Source organism: Gottschalkiaceae bacterium SANA (assembly GCA_036323355.1).
In the GTDB taxonomy this organism is placed as follows: domain Bacteria; phylum Bacillota; class Clostridia; order Tissierellales; family GPF-1; genus GPF-1.
The window spans coordinates 2,035,750-2,053,702 of record AP028876.1; the positions used below are offsets into that span (position 1 = coordinate 2,035,750).

General features: G+C 42.5%; 15 protein-coding genes and 1 other RNA gene. 2 read left to right on the top strand and 14 right to left on the bottom strand.

Annotated elements, in window-relative coordinates; translation table 11 throughout:
• Nucleotides 1-38: 38 nt before the first annotated feature.
• Complete coding sequence (locus tag AC25CA_RS09740; protein WP_486813642.1) at nt 39-1,121, top strand: alanine racemase; 1,083 nt, start codon at nt 39-41, stop codon at nt 1,119-1,121.
• A 12-nt stretch (nt 1,122-1,133) separates the two neighbouring features.
• Nucleotides 1,134-2,432, top strand: a complete 1,299-nt coding sequence (locus AC25CA_RS09745) for a lipid II:glycine glycyltransferase FemX (protein WP_486813643.1) — start codon at nt 1,134-1,136, stop codon at nt 2,430-2,432.
• A gap of 78 nt (nt 2,433-2,510) precedes the next feature.
• Here AC25CA_RS09745 and AC25CA_RS09750 read toward each other — a convergent pair whose 3' ends face one another.
• The 14 genes from AC25CA_RS09750 to AC25CA_RS09815 form a co-directional block, all read right to left on the bottom strand.
• Nucleotides 2,511-3,371 carry an ATP-binding protein gene (locus AC25CA_RS09750; RefSeq protein ID WP_486813644.1) on the bottom strand — a complete coding sequence of 287 codons (861 nt, stop codon included), beginning with the start codon at nt 3,369-3,371 and terminating at the stop codon, nt 2,511-2,513.
• A gap of 11 nt (nt 3,372-3,382) precedes the next feature.
• Nucleotides 3,383-4,213, bottom strand: coding sequence for a nucleotide-binding protein (locus AC25CA_RS09755; protein ID WP_486813645.1), 831 nt, complete (start codon nt 4,211-4,213; stop codon nt 3,383-3,385).
• Nucleotides 4,214-4,224: 11 nt separating this feature from the next.
• A complete protein-coding gene (locus tag AC25CA_RS09760; protein WP_486813646.1) occupies nt 4,225-4,599 on the bottom strand; it encodes a NifB/NifX family molybdenum-iron cluster-binding protein in 375 nt (124 codons plus the stop codon).
• Between the two features lie 13 nt (nt 4,600-4,612).
• Entirely contained in the window at nt 4,613-5,290 is a 678-nt protein-coding gene (locus AC25CA_RS09765; RefSeq protein WP_486813647.1) for a NifB/NifX family molybdenum-iron cluster-binding protein, read from the bottom strand.
• Nucleotides 5,291-5,440: 150 nt separating this feature from the next.
• A complete protein-coding gene (locus AC25CA_RS09770; protein ID WP_486813648.1) occupies nt 5,441-6,637 on the bottom strand; it encodes an MDR family MFS transporter in 1,197 nt (398 codons plus the stop codon).
• Nucleotides 6,638-6,689: 52 nt separating this feature from the next.
• Entirely contained in the window at nt 6,690-9,311 is a 2,622-nt protein-coding gene (gene ppdK / locus AC25CA_RS09775) for a pyruvate, phosphate dikinase (RefSeq protein WP_486813649.1), read from the bottom strand.
• A 17-nt stretch (nt 9,312-9,328) separates the two neighbouring features.
• The gene (locus AC25CA_RS09780) at nt 9,329-10,138 is read right to left on the bottom strand and encodes a pyruvate, water dikinase regulatory protein (RefSeq protein ID WP_486813650.1); all 810 of its coding nucleotides are present in this window, start codon (nt 10,136-10,138) and stop codon (nt 9,329-9,331) included.
• Between the two features lie 122 nt (nt 10,139-10,260).
• Nucleotides 10,261-10,596, bottom strand: an RNA gene (gene rnpB, locus AC25CA_RS09785) — RNase P RNA component class A.
• A 26-nt stretch (nt 10,597-10,622) separates the two neighbouring features.
• Nucleotides 10,623-11,738: a Nif3-like dinuclear metal center hexameric protein gene (locus tag AC25CA_RS09790; RefSeq protein WP_486813651.1), complete on the bottom strand. Its 1,116-nt coding sequence runs from the start codon at nt 11,736-11,738 to the stop codon at nt 10,623-10,625.
• Complete coding sequence (locus tag AC25CA_RS09795) at nt 11,725-12,411, bottom strand: tRNA (adenine(22)-N(1))-methyltransferase (protein WP_486813652.1); 687 nt, start codon at nt 12,409-12,411, stop codon at nt 11,725-11,727. Before AC25CA_RS09795 ends, AC25CA_RS09790 begins: the two co-directional genes overlap by 14 nt.
• Nucleotides 12,412-12,448: 37 nt before the next feature.
• Nucleotides 12,449-13,564 carry an RNA polymerase sigma factor RpoD gene (rpoD, locus tag AC25CA_RS09800; protein ID WP_486813653.1) on the bottom strand — a complete coding sequence of 372 codons (1,116 nt, stop codon included), beginning with the start codon at nt 13,562-13,564 and terminating at the stop codon, nt 12,449-12,451.
• A gap of 16 nt (nt 13,565-13,580) precedes the next feature.
• Complete coding sequence (gene dnaG, locus AC25CA_RS09805; RefSeq protein WP_486813654.1) at nt 13,581-15,410, bottom strand: DNA primase; 1,830 nt, start codon at nt 15,408-15,410, stop codon at nt 13,581-13,583.
• 43 nt (nt 15,411-15,453) lie between these two features.
• The gene (locus tag AC25CA_RS09810) at nt 15,454-16,455 is read right to left on the bottom strand and encodes a deoxyguanosinetriphosphate triphosphohydrolase (RefSeq protein WP_486813655.1); all 1,002 of its coding nucleotides are present in this window, start codon (nt 16,453-16,455) and stop codon (nt 15,454-15,456) included.
• A gap of 128 nt (nt 16,456-16,583) precedes the next feature.
• Nucleotides 16,584-17,825 carry an ammonium transporter gene (locus AC25CA_RS09815; RefSeq protein ID WP_486813656.1) on the bottom strand — a complete coding sequence of 414 codons (1,242 nt, stop codon included), beginning with the start codon at nt 17,823-17,825 and terminating at the stop codon, nt 16,584-16,586.
• Nucleotides 17,826-17,953 lie beyond the last annotated feature (128 nt).

A 17,953-nucleotide genomic window follows, 5' to 3' on the forward strand; every position in this document is an offset into this window, starting at 1 on the left:
CCTTGGCAGGCTTAGTTTTCTTTTGAGGAGGGTGACTCATGCAAGCAAAATTAATTATCTCTATCCCTATACTTTTAGGAAACCTACAGACTTTGCGAAGAACCATACCAAAGGCTAAGCTTTACCCCGTCGTCAAGGGAAACGGCTATGGCTTTGATCTGCTTCCTCTGGCTCATGCCATTCACGATGAAGTCGACGGTCTCTGTGTCGGACTTGAATCAGAAGCCATTTCCTTGGCCAATGATCCTGCAATAACGAAACCCGTTTTATTGATGAGTCCAATCTTTGAGCCGCAAAATGTTATTGACTATGGCTTTATTCCCAGCATTGAATCTATGGATCAATTATCCCAACTGGAAACGATCGGGAAATCTAATCAACGGATTCTTCCCTTTCACCTGAAACTTGAAACGGGTCTTTTTCGATTTGGTCTATCTGCTGATCAGCTTGATCCCATGATCGAAAGAATTAAGACTTCGAATTGGACCAGTCTAGAAGGCGTATTTTCTCATTTCCAAAGTGTGAAAAGTCCATCAAAAACCAAACAACAATTACAAAGCTTTTTACAGATGACCAAAAGAATCGAAGGGGCCGGCATCAAAATTCCCCATCGCCATATCGCCAATGGAGAAGCCGCTATCGATTACCCAGAAAGTCAACTAGATCTTGTTCGAATCGGAAATGCCTTATATGGAAAAGCCCATACCAAGACACCAATTCCCCTGAAAAAACCGGATCGCTTAGACGTACCAGTTCTTAAAATTCAAGAAGTCGCATCCGGTCTTCAAATCGGTTACGGCGGTAGCTATCAGACAAAAGGAACAAGGCGGATCGGACTGATTCCTTTTGGATTCGAAAACGGCTTGAACATAGGCCGAAAACTTGCGCCGCTTCATTTTAAAGCATTGATTCGAGAGCTGGGAAGAATTACAGTTCGATATTTCAAACCCCTCTCTCCCATTCGCTATCAAGGAAAAAGCCTGCCTCTTTTAGGCAGAGAGTATATGCAATATGCCACGATTGACCTCACCCAACATCCAGAAATCGAAATTGGCACCTATGTGCAAATCGATATGTCCAGTTTCTTTGTTGGTCCAAACATCATACGAATTTACGAATAAAGGAGCATACCCATGCAGTGGATCGAATCCCTCTCCCCCCAAGAACACGACACCTTTGTTAACCAGCACTCCGCCGGAACTTTTATGCAAAATTCCGAATGGGGAACATTCAAAAGCCGATACGGATGGAAGCCAACCTATGTCGGCATCAAGGATCAAGATCAACTAATTGCGAGTACCATGATCTTGTTTCGTAAAATCCCTGGACTGCCTGCTAGCATCGCCTATGCGCCCCGGGGATTTGTCCTCGACTATAACAATCAAGAATTGCTAACAAGCTTTAGCCAGTCCGTTCTTGCATTTTGCAAAAAACATAATGCCGCTTTTTTCCGCATGGATCCAGCCATTCGCCGAACCAGCATCGATCATGCTGGAAAACCCATTGAAGGCGTAAACAACGAATGGATAATCCCTCAAATGGAGAAAATGAATTTTACCCATCAGGGCTTTTCTTTGGATTTCGACGGTTGGCAACCTCGATATGTTTTCTGGCAAAACATCGCCATGACAGAAAAAGATCTACTTGCAGGATTCCATAAAAAGTGGAAATACAACATTCGACTCGCTGAACGAAAGGGAATAGAAATTATTCAAGGCACAAAGGACGATCTTCCGCGCTTTGCAGAGATGATGCAAGTCACTGGCAACCGCGATGGATTCGGCACACGCCCCCTTTCCTACTTTGAATCACTTTTAAGTGATATGAATCCAACAGGAAAGGCTCAACTCTTTCTGGCTCGCCTAAACGCAGAGAAAGCCATTGAAGACGCCTCTAGCGCTCTTCAGAAGGAAGAGGCTGCATCAGGACGATACGATGTACAACTTGCCTCAGCGATCGAAGAGGAAAAAGAAGAAAAACAGGCACAGTTGATAAAAAAACAAACCCTTTCGAAGAATCGCATCGAAAAATTACAGGCAGAACTTGATACACTCCATGAATTCCAAACCCTGCCTGCCGATCAACAGATTCTTTCCGGTGCTATTTTAATGACAACTGGGAAAAAAGCATGCTATCTCTACGGTGCAAGTGACAATCGTTTTCGAGATAGAATGCCCAACTATTTGATTCAATGGGAAATGATGAAATACGCCCAATCTCAGGGCGCTGAAATCTATGACTTCCGTGGCGTATCTGGAAACCTCTCTCCCGATCATCCCCTTTATGGCTTATATCGCTTTAAGAGAGGCTTTGAAGGAGAATTCGTCGAGTATATCGGAGAATTTGACGCGGTACTTCGTCCCGTCTCCTATTGGCTATTCACAAACGGACTGCCCAAGATTAAATCGATTCTGAAAAAGAAAAAGAAATAAAAAAGCAGCTGCATGTCATCGAAACGATTCCACTTAAGAGTGATCGTTTCAATGACATGCAGCTGTTTACTTACTCCCTTATTCCTTGATCTGCTTGATGAACTGATCAAATCCAATTCGATCAAAAAAGGCACGATCAAAAATAGAAGGCATGACCCGATTAACAATTGCGGCAACCATATTCTCTTCAAAGGGGATCTCTAAGGCAATCTCGATCCCAATTTCTCGACAATATCCCTGAATCTCAGTTTTACCTTCAGTAGAAAGATCAGACTTGTTTAAGACGACCAGCAGAGGAATTTGAAATCCCTGAACCAAAGTCACAATCTTTTTTAAATCATGCAAGCCCGAAAGGGTCGGTTCAATGACCAGAATCACCTTGGAAACACCGGTAACCGATGAAATTACATTACAGGCAATCCCTGGGGAGCCGTCGATCAAGATCCATTCCCGATTTTTTTCATCCGCAAGTTGCTTTGCTGTTTTTCTGACCTCGGACACCAATTTTCCCGAGGTTTCTTCTCCAGGAATCAATCGCGCATGGACTAGTTCTCCATACTCAGTATCACTGGCGAAAACCTTGCCAACTACATAATCTTCCATTTTAATCGCATCCACTGGACAAACCAGTTGGCAGACCCCACACCCCTCGCACTTGCTCGCAATTAATTCAATGGAATCCGCTATGGCATTGAAATTGCAGTGCTTTACACATTCTTGACAATGTATGCATTTATTCATGTCAAACACCGGGCGCTGAAGACCGACAAAATCTCTTGACTGTCGATTTTTCTCATCCAGTAAGATATGTAAATCGGGTGCGTCTACATCACAGTCAGCCAAAACCAAATTTTCAAAATAGGGAATCATGGAAGCGATCAGCGAGGTTTTCCCCGTACCGCCCTTCCCTGAAAGTATTGCTATTTCTTTTCTTTCCATTCCGTACTCCTTCAGTCTTTTATGATCTGATCCAAAATTTCTTCCATATTCTCCCTGAACTCTGGAAAATCATCACACAGCATTTTGCCGCTTGCATACGATTTCGCATAAGCCTTTGAAAAAGGAATTTCTGCAAGGATTGTTAGATTTTCTTCCTTGCAGTATTCGTAGATCTCTTGATCGCCAAGACCCGCCTTATTGATGACAACACCCATTGGAATAGAAAACCCGCTAAGCATCTCAACAACCAATTTCATGTCGCTGACACCAAAGGGGGTCGGTTCTGCTGCGATAATCGCATAGTCGACACCTTCAACTGCCGCAACCGTAGAACAAGCTGTTCCCGGTGGCGAATCAATAAAGACCAATGGCTCTTGATCTGTCATCTCTCGCAAGTGTTCAATAATGTGAACCCCTGAAACCTCGCCAACTAGCAAATCGCCATAGGCAACAGATAAGCCCGATTCAGTCTTGCCTGAAAACACATTGCCGATCGTTCGTTTATCATAATGAATGGCATTCGTTGGGCAAACCAACTGGCAACCACCACAATCATGGCAGAGTTCTGGATAAACAAGCACTTTCTTCTTTGTTGGCAGAATTGCATTGTAGCGACAAAAGTCACCGCATGCGCCGCAAAGGGTGCACGCCGCCGCATCCACAACAGGATAGCCTTTTTTTATGGTAATCCGATCTAAAATAAGGGGCTTTAAAAACAAATGACTATTGGGTTCTTCAACATCGACATCAATCAGAATTCCTTGATTTTTCGTTTTAAAAAGATTCGTTGCAAGGGTGGTTTTTCCTGTTCCACCCTTTCCACTCAGAATTGCAATTTTCATATGACTGTCCTCTATGCTCTTCTCAAGCCGCTGTGGCTTTTTGTTGTGCTGGTCTCAATCTGCTTCAATTGACCTGCTTGATAAGCTTCAATGGTTTCACGTACAGTCTTGCGGTCCGCATAACGATACGCCTTCATCTCAAAACCATTAACAGCATCAACGGCTTTCGGTCCTAGTTCAGGAACCAAAACAACCTCCACATTACTCTTACTCAACAAACGCACTGCAGATCCACCAGCACCCGCAGACTCATTTTTTGCTGTGTTTTCAACTGTTTCGTCCATTAGTGAATTTGTATCAAAAATTACGTAATATTCCGCTCTACCAAATCGATCGTCCGCAATCGATTCCATTCCTAGTGATTTGGCACATACTGCAATTTTCATTTTCTTTTCCTCCTTAGTGCTCGTGGTCGTGTTTGCAAGCTTCCCCGGTTGATACAAGATCTCCGCCTAAGTATACTTTCAAATTTTCATCAATGGTGCCTCTGGCGCCTAAGATCACTTCAATGTCTTGTTGCTTGAACAAATTAATTGCCATTTGTCCCATTCCACCGGTAATAATCACATCCACTTGATTCTCACCCAAAAACTTTGGAAGGACGCCTGGTGCATGAACGGGTGCCTCTAAGTAAGATGTCTCCATAATTTGATTGCCTTCCACTTGATAAACTGCAAAGTATTTGCAATGTCCAAAATGCTCGTCAACCATTTGTTTGTCCGTTGTTGGCAATGCTAACTTTAAACTTTTCTGTGCTTCCTTATTCATATTATTCTCTCCTTTAAGTCGAATGTTTTTAGTTTCGTTTTCTAAAACGATGGTCTTGTAGTTTAATAAGGCATCGGTTGTTTTTTTACGTCCAGTCTGCAAAAGTCTCTGGATTGTCGCACGCGATACCTTCATTTCCTTGCTTGCTTCCGTTTGATTCTTTCCTTCAAAATCACAAAGTCGCATGGCTTCAAATTCATCCAAACTAATTCGAACAGATGCATCTTCAGAATCACCCATGCCGAGAGGCTGAAAGATCTTTTCCCTGTCCAAACGCCGACAATATCGTTTTTTATATGGCCCCTTCATTCATCTCCTCCTCTTTCAATTGTGCATATGCACATTTATAATATACTGCTAACGGCAAATAATGTCAACCCTTCACAACAAAAAAGATACGCATATGCATTCAGCCTACCAGGCTGACGCTTATACGTATCTCCTTATATAGAATCTATGCTAAGTACATTCCTTTTTATCCCTCAGATAAACCATACCCATGGCAATCAACAAGGCAAACACGCCATTGATGGACCAAACCATTTCTAATCCTTTCCCTTTTGATACCCAGCCCGCAAAGGGAGGTCCAAGAATAAATCCAACCCGCCGAATAACTGGGAAGATCGCGTTGAAACGACCGCGATGTGTAAGAGGCGCATGATTAGCAATATAGACATTCGTATTTGTCGCAATGATAATTTCACCAATGGTCCACAAGATCGTCGATAGAATAAAACCAGCCATGGTCGTAACGAATCCCAGCATACCAAAGCCAACCATATAGAACATGGCTGCAATGGCAATGTTGCTTGCTGGCGAAAATTGGCTCAACAAGGATGTGATGACTACTGTAAATACACTACAAAGGAGGGCATTGATTGTCATTAATGCCCCATAAAATTTTGCTCCTCCAATTCCAAATTGCCTATTCACCTCTAAGGGGAGTCCAAAGTTAAATTGTGAAAAAACAAAAAACAGACCCATAATCCAAAAACAAAACCATAAAAACTTTGGTTGTTTCATTAAGAGTTCCCATAAGGGTGTTTTTTCATCAATTCCCTGTTCTTCCTCATCTCGATTACTTTCCTTAGGTTTTGTCTCCGGTACATATTTTGCAACCAACAAAACAGATACAAGGGTTGTTAGGCCATCACCGAAGAATAAAAGCTGCGTATGGGAGGCAAATAGAAGTCCTGCCAATAGAGGGCCAACCGCATATCCGATGTTCATTGCAATGTACATCAGGCTAAAGGCCTCAGTTCGCTCTTCTTCCCTTGTAACATCCGTTACAATTGTATTGATAAAAGGACCTGCGATACCTCCAAAAAAAGATCGAAGAATCAAAAAGAACGCAACCCACCCTGCTTGACTGGCTATTCCCGCAAGGAACATAGAAACTGCCGTTAAAAAAGAAAACAGTAAAAAAGCTCGTCTTCTGCCAAACTGATCTGCGATTTTACCACCTGTCACCGCTCCCATCAATCCAACTGCACTGACAACCATAATGACCCATCCTGCCGATTGAATAGAGAAATCATACCGTGTTGTCAAAAGAAGAGTCATGAAGGGCGCAATAAAATTCCCTAGATTGTTAATCAACCTGGAAAAAAACAAGACCCACACCGTCTTCGGTAAATTGCGATATTTCTTCAGCATTGAATCACTCCCAATAAAAAAGAGGCTCTCGTCAGAGCCTCTTTTAAAATTTCTATTTGTTTTTAATTGCTGCTTGCGCTGCCGCCAAACGTGCAATTGGCACACGGAATGGTGAACAAGACACATAATCCAAACCAACATTATGACAGAACTCAACTGAAGTTGGTTCTCCACCATGCTCGCCACAAATACCAACTTTCAATTTTTCACGAGTTGAGCGACCTTTTTTCGTTGCCATTTCAACCAATTGGCCAACACCAGTTTGGTCAAGGCGTGCAAACGGGTCTTGCTCGTAAATGCCTTTTGCGTAATAATCCGCTAAGAATTTACCAGCATCATCTCGAGAGAAGCCGAATGTCATTTGAGTCAAGTCATTCGTTCCGAATGAGAAGAACTCAGCTTCTTCAGCGATTTGATCTGCAGTCAATGCCGCACGAGGGATCTCAATCATGGTACCAACCATGTATTTGAAATCAACGCCTGTTTCTGCTTTAACAGCTTCAACAGTTCGTACAACGATCTCTTTAACGTATTTCAGTTCCTTCACTTCGCCAACAAGTGGAATCATGATCTCTGGAACTACGTTTAAGCCTTTTTCTTTGTTTACGAATGCTGCCGCTTCTGCAATGGCACGCGCTTGCATTTCAGCAATTTCTGGGTAAGAAACGGCCAAACGGCAACCACGATGACCCATCATTGGATTGAATTCGTGAAGGCTGTCTTTTGTTTCTTTCAAAGATTCAAAAGATACGCCCATTTCTTCAGCCAAAATTTTGATATCTGCATCTTCGTGAGGCAAGAATTCGTGAAGAGGCGGATCCAACAAACGAACGGTTACTGGACGACCTTCCATTGCTTCATAGATACCAATAAAGTCAGCTTTTTGGTATGGTAGCAATTCACTCAACGCTTGGCGACGAGCTTCTTCTTTTTCTGAAAGAATCATAATGCGCATTTTTGCAATTCGCTCTTCATCAAAGAACATGTGCTCAGTACGGCAAAGACCGATTCCTTCTGCTCCAAACTCAACCGCTTTCGCTGCATCGCGAGGCGTGTCTGCATTCGCTCGAACATTCATTGTACGCGCTTCGTCAGCCCATTTCATGAATTTTGCAAAGTCACCTGAAATTTCAGGATCAACAGTTTTGATATCCTCGATATAAATGTTACCAGTTGAACCATCAAGAGAAATGAAATCGCCTTCTTTGATTGTTTGTCCGGCTACTGTAAATACTTTTGCTTTTTCATCGATTTTAATATCAGCACAACCAGATACACAGCAAGTACCAATACCACGAGCAACTACGGCCGCATGAGAAGTCATACCACCACGAACTGTCAAAATACCTTTCGCTGCATACATGCCTTCGATATCTTCTGGTGAAGTCTCTAAACGAACCAAGATAACACGTTCGCCACGTCCTGCTGCCTCTGCCGCATCTTCAGCTGTAAAGTAAACCTGACCTGCCGCCGCACCCGGAGATGCTGGAAGACCATTACCTACAATCGTGCCTGCTTTCAAAGCTGCTCCATCAAACATTGGGTGAAGCAATTGATCCAATTGATTAGGATCGACTTTCATCAATGCTTCATCTGTTGTAACCATTCCTTCTTCCACTAGATCAACTGCGATCTTCAAAGCAGCGGCTGCTGTACGCTTGCCGTTACGTGTTTGAAGGAAGTATAATTTTTTATCTTCAATTGTGAATTCCATATCTTGCATGTCTTTATAATGAAGCTCAAGACCCTCTGCAATTTTCATGAATTCCTTGTAAATCACTGGCATATCTTCTTCAAGTTTTCGGATTGGTTGAGGTGTACGAATACCTGCAACAACATCTTCGCCTTGAGCATTGATCAAATACTCACCATAGATTCCAGCTTCACCAGTTGCTGGGTTACGTGTAAATGCAACACCAGTACCAGAAGTATCACCCATGTTACCAAATACCATCATTTGTACGTTTACGGCAGTTCCCCAGTTGCTGGCGATACCATTCATACGACGATAAATCACCGCACGAGGGTTGTCCCATGAACTGAATACTGCAATAATTGATTCAAATAATTGCTCTTTTGGATCTTGAGGGAAAGCATGACCCATTTCTTCCTTGTAAAGAGCTTTAAATTCTTCAACAACTTGCTTCAAATCATCTGCAGACATTTTTGTATCATCATCAATGCCTTTAGCCTCTTTGATTTCATCCAAAACGCGCTCGAATTTGGATTTTGAAATACCCTTAACAACGTCAGAATACATTTGAATGAATCGACGGTAAGAGTCATAAGCAAATCGTGGGTTAGAAGTTGCTTTCGCAAAACCTTCAACCGCAACATCAGTCAAACCAAGATTCAATACAGTGTCCATCATGCCTGGCATTGAAACACGTGCGCCAGAACGGATAGAAAGCAACAATGGCATTTCAGTATCGCCAAATTTTTTTCCGGATACTTTCTCCAATTTTGCTAATTGCTCTTCAATTTGCGCTTTGATTTCATCAGAAATCATTTTTCCTTGCGCGTAGTAATCATTACAAGCCTCTGTAGAAACAGTGAAACCTTGTGGAATTGGAAGACCCATAACTGTCATCTCTGATAGATTTGCGCCTTTACCTCCAAGTAGATCCTTCATTTCTTTTCGACCTTCGTCGAAAAAGTATACAAACTTTGTCATTGAAAAACACCCCTTCTTTAATTCTTTGATATTTTTTGGATAATATCATTAGCTGTTTCTTCTATCGCACGATTGGAAACTGGTATAATTCGACATTGTAATGAGCGCATCACTTCTTCTGCATATTCCAATTCTTCCAAGATCCGATTCGAATCAGCATAACTAACATTGCTTCCCAAGCCCAGTTCCTTCAGACGTTCGGTTCGAATCATCGCCAACTCATTGGGGTCGATGCTCAATCCAATAATCTTTTCCGGTGGTACCTGGTATAACTCCTCTGGTATTCGTAATTCTTTCGCTAGGGGCACATTAGCCACACGCAGGTTTTGGAACGCAAGATACATGCTTAAAGGCGTTTTCGATGAACGGGAAACCCCAATCAACACCACATCTGCCTCTAAAATGCCACCTGGATTCTTTCCATCATCATAGCTGATGGCGAATTCCAACGCCTCAATTCGATTCATATTTTCCTGCTCAATCATCTTGCTTTCGTGAGATTCCTCCATGGGTTTTGACCCGACCACGGTTTCCAACTTTTCAGCAAAAGGCATGAGTAAATCAATCAGAACAAGGTCTTGTTCCTGACAGGATTCCACAACAAAGCGATGCAGAGCCTCGTTTAATGTCGCGAGTACAATGACTGCACCGATTTCTTTTGAATCCATTAAGATCTTCCTTGCTCGCTTCTCGGTTCGAACATAAGAGTATCGTTTGATTCGATACTTCTTGCCCTTAAAATGCTCAATCGCAATTTGCGAGATTTGCCGAGCAGTTTCTCCAATGGAGTCTGAAATTACATGAATATTGAGTCTCTCGTTTTGCATGGAGACCTCCCATTTCTCAAATTCTCCTTGCTGAGACGTCGCTCTAAATATTATACCCTTTTGCCCGGGCAAATTCAATTCTTTTTATAAGAAAAAAGCGTCTCAATTGAGACGCTTTCTGAATCGCGAGTAAGTCCGTAAGCCGAATTCTGTTTCGATAATCATCTATCTTGACCAATTGTTGCCAATTGGTTCATGCGACCTACCACCGGGAAGCAGCGGGCAACTGCCTTTTCATTCCCTACTTGGTCTTGCTCCAGATGGGGTTTACATAGCCAACCAGTCACCTGATTGCTGGTGAGCTCTTACCTCACCTTTCCATCCTTACCTATTTACATAGGCGGTATATTTCTGTTGCACTAGCCTTAGGGTCGCCCCCACCGGACGTTATCCGGCATCCTGCCCTATGGAGTTCGGACTTTCCTCATGTTTACACACGCGATTATCCGACTTACTCTTGACCTTCTGCATTCTAACACAATTATTAACAGTCTGCAAGTGAATTTGTCCAAGATGTCTCAACCACATCATCCGCTTCTGTTCCAAAAACAGTCAGATCAACGAACCACTCTTTCAACAAGGTTCGAAAGTGATCTACTCCCGGTTTTTCCGTTTCCCTATGAGGCAGCACCAACAAGGCCAATCCAGCTTCTATCGCCATTTGCGCCTTAGAGGCTCTAATGTCACCCGTCACATATAACTCACTATGCGCAGCGGCCAGGGGAATTAGGTCCGCACCTTCTCCGCCACAACAGCTGACGGTCTTCACCAACCTATCTCGGTCCCCGTGAATCCGTACAGGACATGCAAATTTTTTTGCCACTTCATCCGCATAGTCAGCAATGGAACGTGACTCTACCAATTCTCCTACCATGCCGTACCCCGTTTCATCCAGAGAGTTTTCCATGGCCAACAAGTCATAGGCTGCCACCTCATAAGGATGCGCTTTCAACATTGCGTCAATCACCTGATCCCGATTCAGATCCGTCACCAGAACCTCCAGCTTAATTTCTTTGAATTCAGCTAAGTGATTGACTTCTCCCAAGAATGGTCGCGCACCATGTTGCGCCCGAAAGGTTCCAATTCCTTCAGTCGAGAAGGAACAATGCGTATAGTTCCGCAGGGTTCCCCCTCCAGCTTCCAACATGGCAAACAAAACCTCTTTTGAATAGTTCTCCGGCACAAAAGTGGAAAGCTTATATCCTTTAATCGCAGATGTACTTTGCAGAAAGCTGCAATTTTCCATGCCTAATTGCTTGGCCAGCGCACGACTAATGCCAAAGGACATTTGATCCAAGTTTGTATGAGCAGAATAGACAAGTATTTGGTTTTCAATCAAACGGTGCGCTAATTTCCCACGAAAACTCGTAAAATCCAGACTCTGAATCGGAGAAAAAAAGAAAGGATGGTGAGTAATGATCATTTGACATTTTCTTTCAATCGCCTCGTCAATTACCCCATCGGTCACTTCCAACGCAACCATCACGCCTTCTACCGATTGATTCTTATCACCCAATTGAAGACCGGAATTATCCCAGGATTCCTGCAGACCTTCCGGGACCCGTTGATTGATTCCATCAATGATTTCACTTGCCAACATTGTCCTTCACCTCCAAAAATTCATGTTTTTTCTTTTCCCAAAGCAGTATTTCATTCTTTTTTGATTCCAGACATCCGCGCAATTGAGCTTGAATGATTTCTATTCTTTCAATACGAAAATCCAAATACTCCTGTAAAACAGGTCCCGATTTTCTTAAAATCACTGGACCTATTTCCTCATAAATCGGGTTAAAGTCATTTTCTTCACCATGAACCACCTTTATGATTTGATAGAATTTTTTCCCCTCACGCACAAGCTCTTCATCGAGAATGCGAAAATGGTTTTCATGTAAAAATTTACGAAGAACCGGCACCTTCACCATGGGTTGTAAAATATATGTGGGTATGGAGCGCGTTTTTTCCCAATCAGCCGATAAAATCTCACTGATCAGTTCACCGCCCATCCCCGCAATTACAACAAGATCTACTTCACCGGGCTCGATTGGTTCGATTCCATTGCCCAATCGAAACTGCATTTTATCTAAACATGCTTCTCCCGTATTCTTTCTGGCAGAAGCAAGGGGTTTTTCATTGATATCTGCAGCAATCGCAAAAGGAATCTGCGCTTCTTTTAATAAAGCGATGGGTAAATATCCGTGATCGGTGCCTATATCCGCTAGACTTGCGCCTTGGGGTATCATTTCTGCAATTGCTTGTAATCTTGGGGTTAGCATACTTCCTCCTATAAAAAAGATTCGCTTACGCGAATCTTTAATCTAAAAAGTCTTTCAATCGCTTGCTTCGGCTTGGGTGCCTTAGCTTTCGAAGTGCTTTCGCTTCAATTTGTCGGATTCTTTCCCGGGTTACATCGAATTCTCTACCCACTTCTTCCAAGGTTCTGTTTCTACCATCGTCTAGGCCGAAACGTAAGCGAAGAACTTTTTGTTCCCGCGGTGTCAAAGTTTCCAACACTTCAACCAATTGCTCGCGAAGCATGGTCGATGTTGCCGCATCAGCTGGGGCTTGTGCATATTCGTCCGGAATAAAGTCACCCAAATGGCTATCTTCTTCCTCGCCAATTGGCGTTTCCAACGAAACTGGTTCTTGCGCGATCTTCATGATCTCGCGTACCTTGTCTTCATCCATACCCATCTCTGTTGCAATCTCATCCGCACTTGGCTCTCGTCCAAGATCCTGCAACAATTGGCGCGATACACGCATTAATTTATTGATGGTTTCCACCATATGAACAGGAATTCGAATGGTTCTCGCCTGATCGGCAATTGATCGCGTAATGGCCTGACGAATCCACCAAGTTGCATAGGTAGAGAATTTATATCCTTTTCGGTAGTCAAACTTTTCTACCGCTTTAATCAAACCCATATTTCCTTCTTGAATCAAATCCAAGAATAACATGCCACGACCCACATAACGTTTCGCAATGCTGACTACCAAACGCAAGTTTGCCTCACACAATTTTTGCTTGGCGATTTCATCTCCGTCTTCAATCCGCTTGGCAAGTTCGATTTCCTCTTGCGCAGAAAGCAAAGAAACTTTTCCGATTTCTTTCAAGTACATCCGAACCGGATCATCTACGTTAATTGATTTACCCAGATCGGCGCTCTTTGAACTTGCGGCTTTTTTCTTCTTTTTCTTTGGTTTTGTTTCTTTCTTCGCTTTCGATTTTACTGGTTCATCGCTTGACTCATCGATGATTGTCACTTTTTTCTTTTCCATTTTTTGATAAATCGTATCAATCTGTTCCGTTGACAAGTCAATATCGGAGATCGTATCCATAATTTTCTTAAAAGTAATCTTTTTGTCCTTTACTGCTGTTTCAATTAAATTATCAACCACTTCTTGGCTTTTCTTATCGAGTTTACTCAATATCGTACGCCTCCCATTACATAGTCCCTAAATCATTCATTTTCCTCATGATCTCTTGAATCTCAAGAATAATCATCTTTCGCATCTCATCATCACGTAACGGAATCGACTGTAACAAACCTTCTCGATCCTTTTTAAGTCCACGATAATATTGTAAATGAATCTTTTTCATATAATCCGTGAGCACTTTTAGTGAGACTTCCCCACTGAACTCAGTTCTACTATTATATAGCATCTCCCGTTCTTTTTCAAATCGTTCTTTGAAGTAATGACTAATTTCCTCTTTATCATGAATATTCCCTTCTGATAAGAATGGAAATAATTCAGACACATACTCTTCAAACCCACTGCCAATAAAGGCAACAACCATTGGCTGGATTTTCAACTTTCCAAATAACTCTGGTTGATCATGAACCATCATCAAGAATTCTTGAAACAAGGATCTCGAATTGCTTTTTAAGACCAAGGGTTCTCTATGCGTCAAGGATTTGCTCGAATTTTCCTGATTTCTCACTGGCGACCGTTCTCTTTGACTCACTGGCGATCGTTCTCTTTGCTTCACTCTCGATACATCCTCGTCTCTTCCCAAAAACAAGCCTTTTGGTACCTGGAAATCACGAGCCAAATGCTCTGCGTAAATCTCTCGAGTGGTTCGATCCTTCAAGCCCTTCAAATATTGCGTCAGCTCTCTAATACATAATACCCTTTGTTCATCATCTTTGACGGTGAATTTCGATCGAATCCGTGTCAATTGATAATCAACATAGTAGCTAGCGGTCTTGATCGCCTGTTGAAACGACTCAACACCATCTCGCTGTATCCATTCATCCGGATCCTTAGCAGTCCCTAACAAAATGATTCGAGGTTCCAATTGCGCATCCAACAATACCTGAATGGCACGTTCTGTGGCTTTTTGACCAGCAGAGTCCGAATCGTAGCAAATATACACTTGATCGGTATATCGCTTGATTAAATGGGCTTGTTCCTTTGTTAAGGCCGTTCCCAAAGAGGCAACCGCTGTTGTAAGACCAACCTGATGCAAAGCAATTACATCCATATATCCTTCTACCAAAATTAAACCCTGGTGACGTGCGTCTTTTTTTGCAAGATGTAAGGCATAAAGATTAAATCGTTTGTTAAAAATCTTCGTTTCCGGAGAATTTAAGTATTTGGGTTCGCCTTGATCCAGAACACGACCGCCAAAACCAATCATTCGACCCCGCAAATCCTGAATTGGAAACATCATTCGTCCTCGAAAGCGATCATAAGTCCGTCCTTTTTTTTCGGATTTTGACAAAAGACCTGCCTCTAACATTTCCGCTTCCGTATATCCTTTTTCCAACATGGCTTCTTTTAATACCTGCCATTCATCGGATGCGTACCCAAGACCAAATTTTTGTATGGTCTCAATAGACAGAGACCGTTTGCGAAAATACGCGTAAGCTTTCCTTGCGTTTTTCAGATTGAGATAAAAATAAATCGCTGCTTCTCGATTCAATTCATACAATCGTTTTTTTAGTTGTTGATCTGGATCAATTTCATCCGATTGCTCCGGGATCTCAATGTTAACCCGGTTGGCCAAATACTCCAAGGCTTCTACAAAATTCATATTCTGTGTTTTCATCACAAAAGCAATTACATCGCCGCCTTCTCCACACCCAAAACATTTATAAATGCCCTTTTCTGGAGAGACCATAAAGGAAGGCGTTTTTTCATGATGAAAGGGACAGCATCCTTTGTAATTGGCGCCCGCCTTTTTCAGGGGTACTGTTTCTCCAATTACATCAATTAAATCACTTGCACTTCGTACTTCTTCTATCCATTCGTCTGTAAATCGCGTCTTCATCTAATCACCTAATCTCTATTATATGCGAATTGCATCCTCTTTCTCAACCATTCCATGGTCGAGGAATGAAAATATTCGAAAAGCGATTCAAAGCATATCGATCGGACATGCCCGCAATAAAATAGCAAACACTGTCATCAATTGAGTATTCTAATCGATGATAGGGCTGTGGTACTTCCTCTGGGTGGTGCAAATAATACTGATACAACTCTTTTAATAGATTAATTGCCTTTCCTTCTTCCTGCTTTGCCGAAGAATGCAAATAGACTCGTTGAAACATAAATTTACGCAGGACTTGCATCGCTTCTGCAATTTCTATGCTTTGATAAATCCGGTCCTTGTCCCAGCTGTTTTCAATTATATCTTTCGCCAGGGTATCAATCCTTTGTCCATGAGATTCCCCTAAAACGGAAATCGACTTTTGTGGCAAATCTTCATTGCGCAAAACACCTGCTCGCAAGGAATCATCGATATCATGATTGATATAAGCAATTCGGTCCGCAATTTTTACAATCTGTCCTTCAAGGGTAAGGGGCAAATCAGACCCTGTATGGTTGAGAATTCCATCGCGGACCTCTTCCGATAAATTCAAACCAGCTTTCCCTTTATGGTTCTCTAGTTCATCTACAATTCGAAGACTATGCTCATTGTGCCGAAACCCATTCGGATGAAGTTGATTTAAAACATTCTCACCCGTATGTCCAAAGGGTGTATGTCCCAAATCATGCCCCAAAGCAATCGCTTCTGTCAAATCCTCATTCAAAGTCAAAGCACGAGCAATCGTTCGTGATATTTGTGCAACCTCCAAGGTATGAGTAAGACGAGTACGGTAATGATCCCCTTCCGGAGATATAAATACCTGAGTCTTATGCTTAAGTCGTCGAAAGGCTTTTGTGTGAAGAATTCGATCTCGGTCTCGCTGAAAGATGGTTCGAATCTCACATGGGTCTTCCTGAATCTTTCGCCCCAAGCTTTCATCGCTTTTTGTTGCGAAAGGCGATAAAAATTCATGTTCTCTCATTTCTATCCTTTGTCGAATATTCATCAAGTCCACTCCTTTCCACCTATTATATATATACAACAAAAACGGAAAAACTCCTTGTTTTATAAAAAGTTTACAAAAAAAAGTGCTGGATTTTCATCCAGCACTTCAAATCTTTCGGTTTTTACCAATTACGCTTGTTCTTTTAGAGCAAAATCCGCATAAGAGATTGCCCCATGTTCTTCCAAGTCCAAACCGATATTTTCTTCCGTATCCGTCACACGTAAGCCAATTGTAAGATCAACTGTCTTGAATACAAGGAATGCCATAACAACCGTCCAAGTCATTACCGCCCCAACGCCTACCGCTTGTGTGATCAGTAATCCCGCGCCGCCACCGTACAGCAATCCACCGCTTTCTGCGAATACACCAACCATCAAAGTACCAAATGCACCATTAATTCCATGTACAGCCACCGCGCCAACCGGGTCATCAACCTTTAGCACGTTTTCCACAAACTCGCTGCCAACAACAACCAAAACACCTGCAAATGCACCGATAATTGCCGCACCGCCCGGTGTAACAATGTCACAACCTGCAGTGATTGCAACCAGACCTGCCAAGGCTCCATTCAAGGTCATGCCTACATCCGGTTTCCCAGATCGAACCCAAGTGAAGAACATAGCGAAGATCGCTGCGACTGCCGCCGCCAAGTTTGTTGTCACGAAAATCTTGCTGATCGCCAACATATTATCTGTTCCTGCCGCGGCTAACTGCGAACCTGGGTTAAATCCAAACCAACCAAACCAAAGGATGAATACACCCAAGGCTCCAAGAGTTAAACTGTGTCCAGGGATGGTATTCGCCGTACCATCTTCATTGAATTTTCCAATTCGAGGTCCCAAGATCTTTGCGCCAACCAAGGCTGCCCATCCACCAATCGAGTGAACAACGGTAGAACCGGCAAAATCATGAAATCCAAGTTGCGACAACCATCCACCACCCCAGATCCAGTGACCGACCACCGGATAAATCAATCCAGAAATCAAGACGCTATAGACTAAGTAAGAAACAAACTTGGTTCTTTCCGCCATGGCTCCAGATACAATTGTAGCTGCTGTTGCACAAAATACCGTTTGGAAGATCAAAAATGCAAAAGTTGGTATGCCAAAGTCATAAGTTCCCTTTACAAATAGATCAGGAATACCGATAAATCCATTGACTGAAGTACCAAACATCAGTCCAAATCCCAGAACCCAAAACATGACTGAGCCAACAGAAAAGTCCATAATATTTTTCATAATAATATTTCCAGCATTTTTTGCTCGCGTAAACCCAGTTTCCACCATTGCAAACCCGGCTTGCATGAAAAACACCAAGGTTGTTGCAAATAAAACCCATACGGTATCAATTGAAGTGATTAATTCATTCATCTCTCATGCCTCCTCGTTTTTTTCATCTGCAGGTGTTTACTTGTATCCGGATACAAAAATAGGCGTCCAGGGGATTAACCCTGGACGCCTTTGCCCAATCAAATGATAAACCAATTATAAGAGGCAAT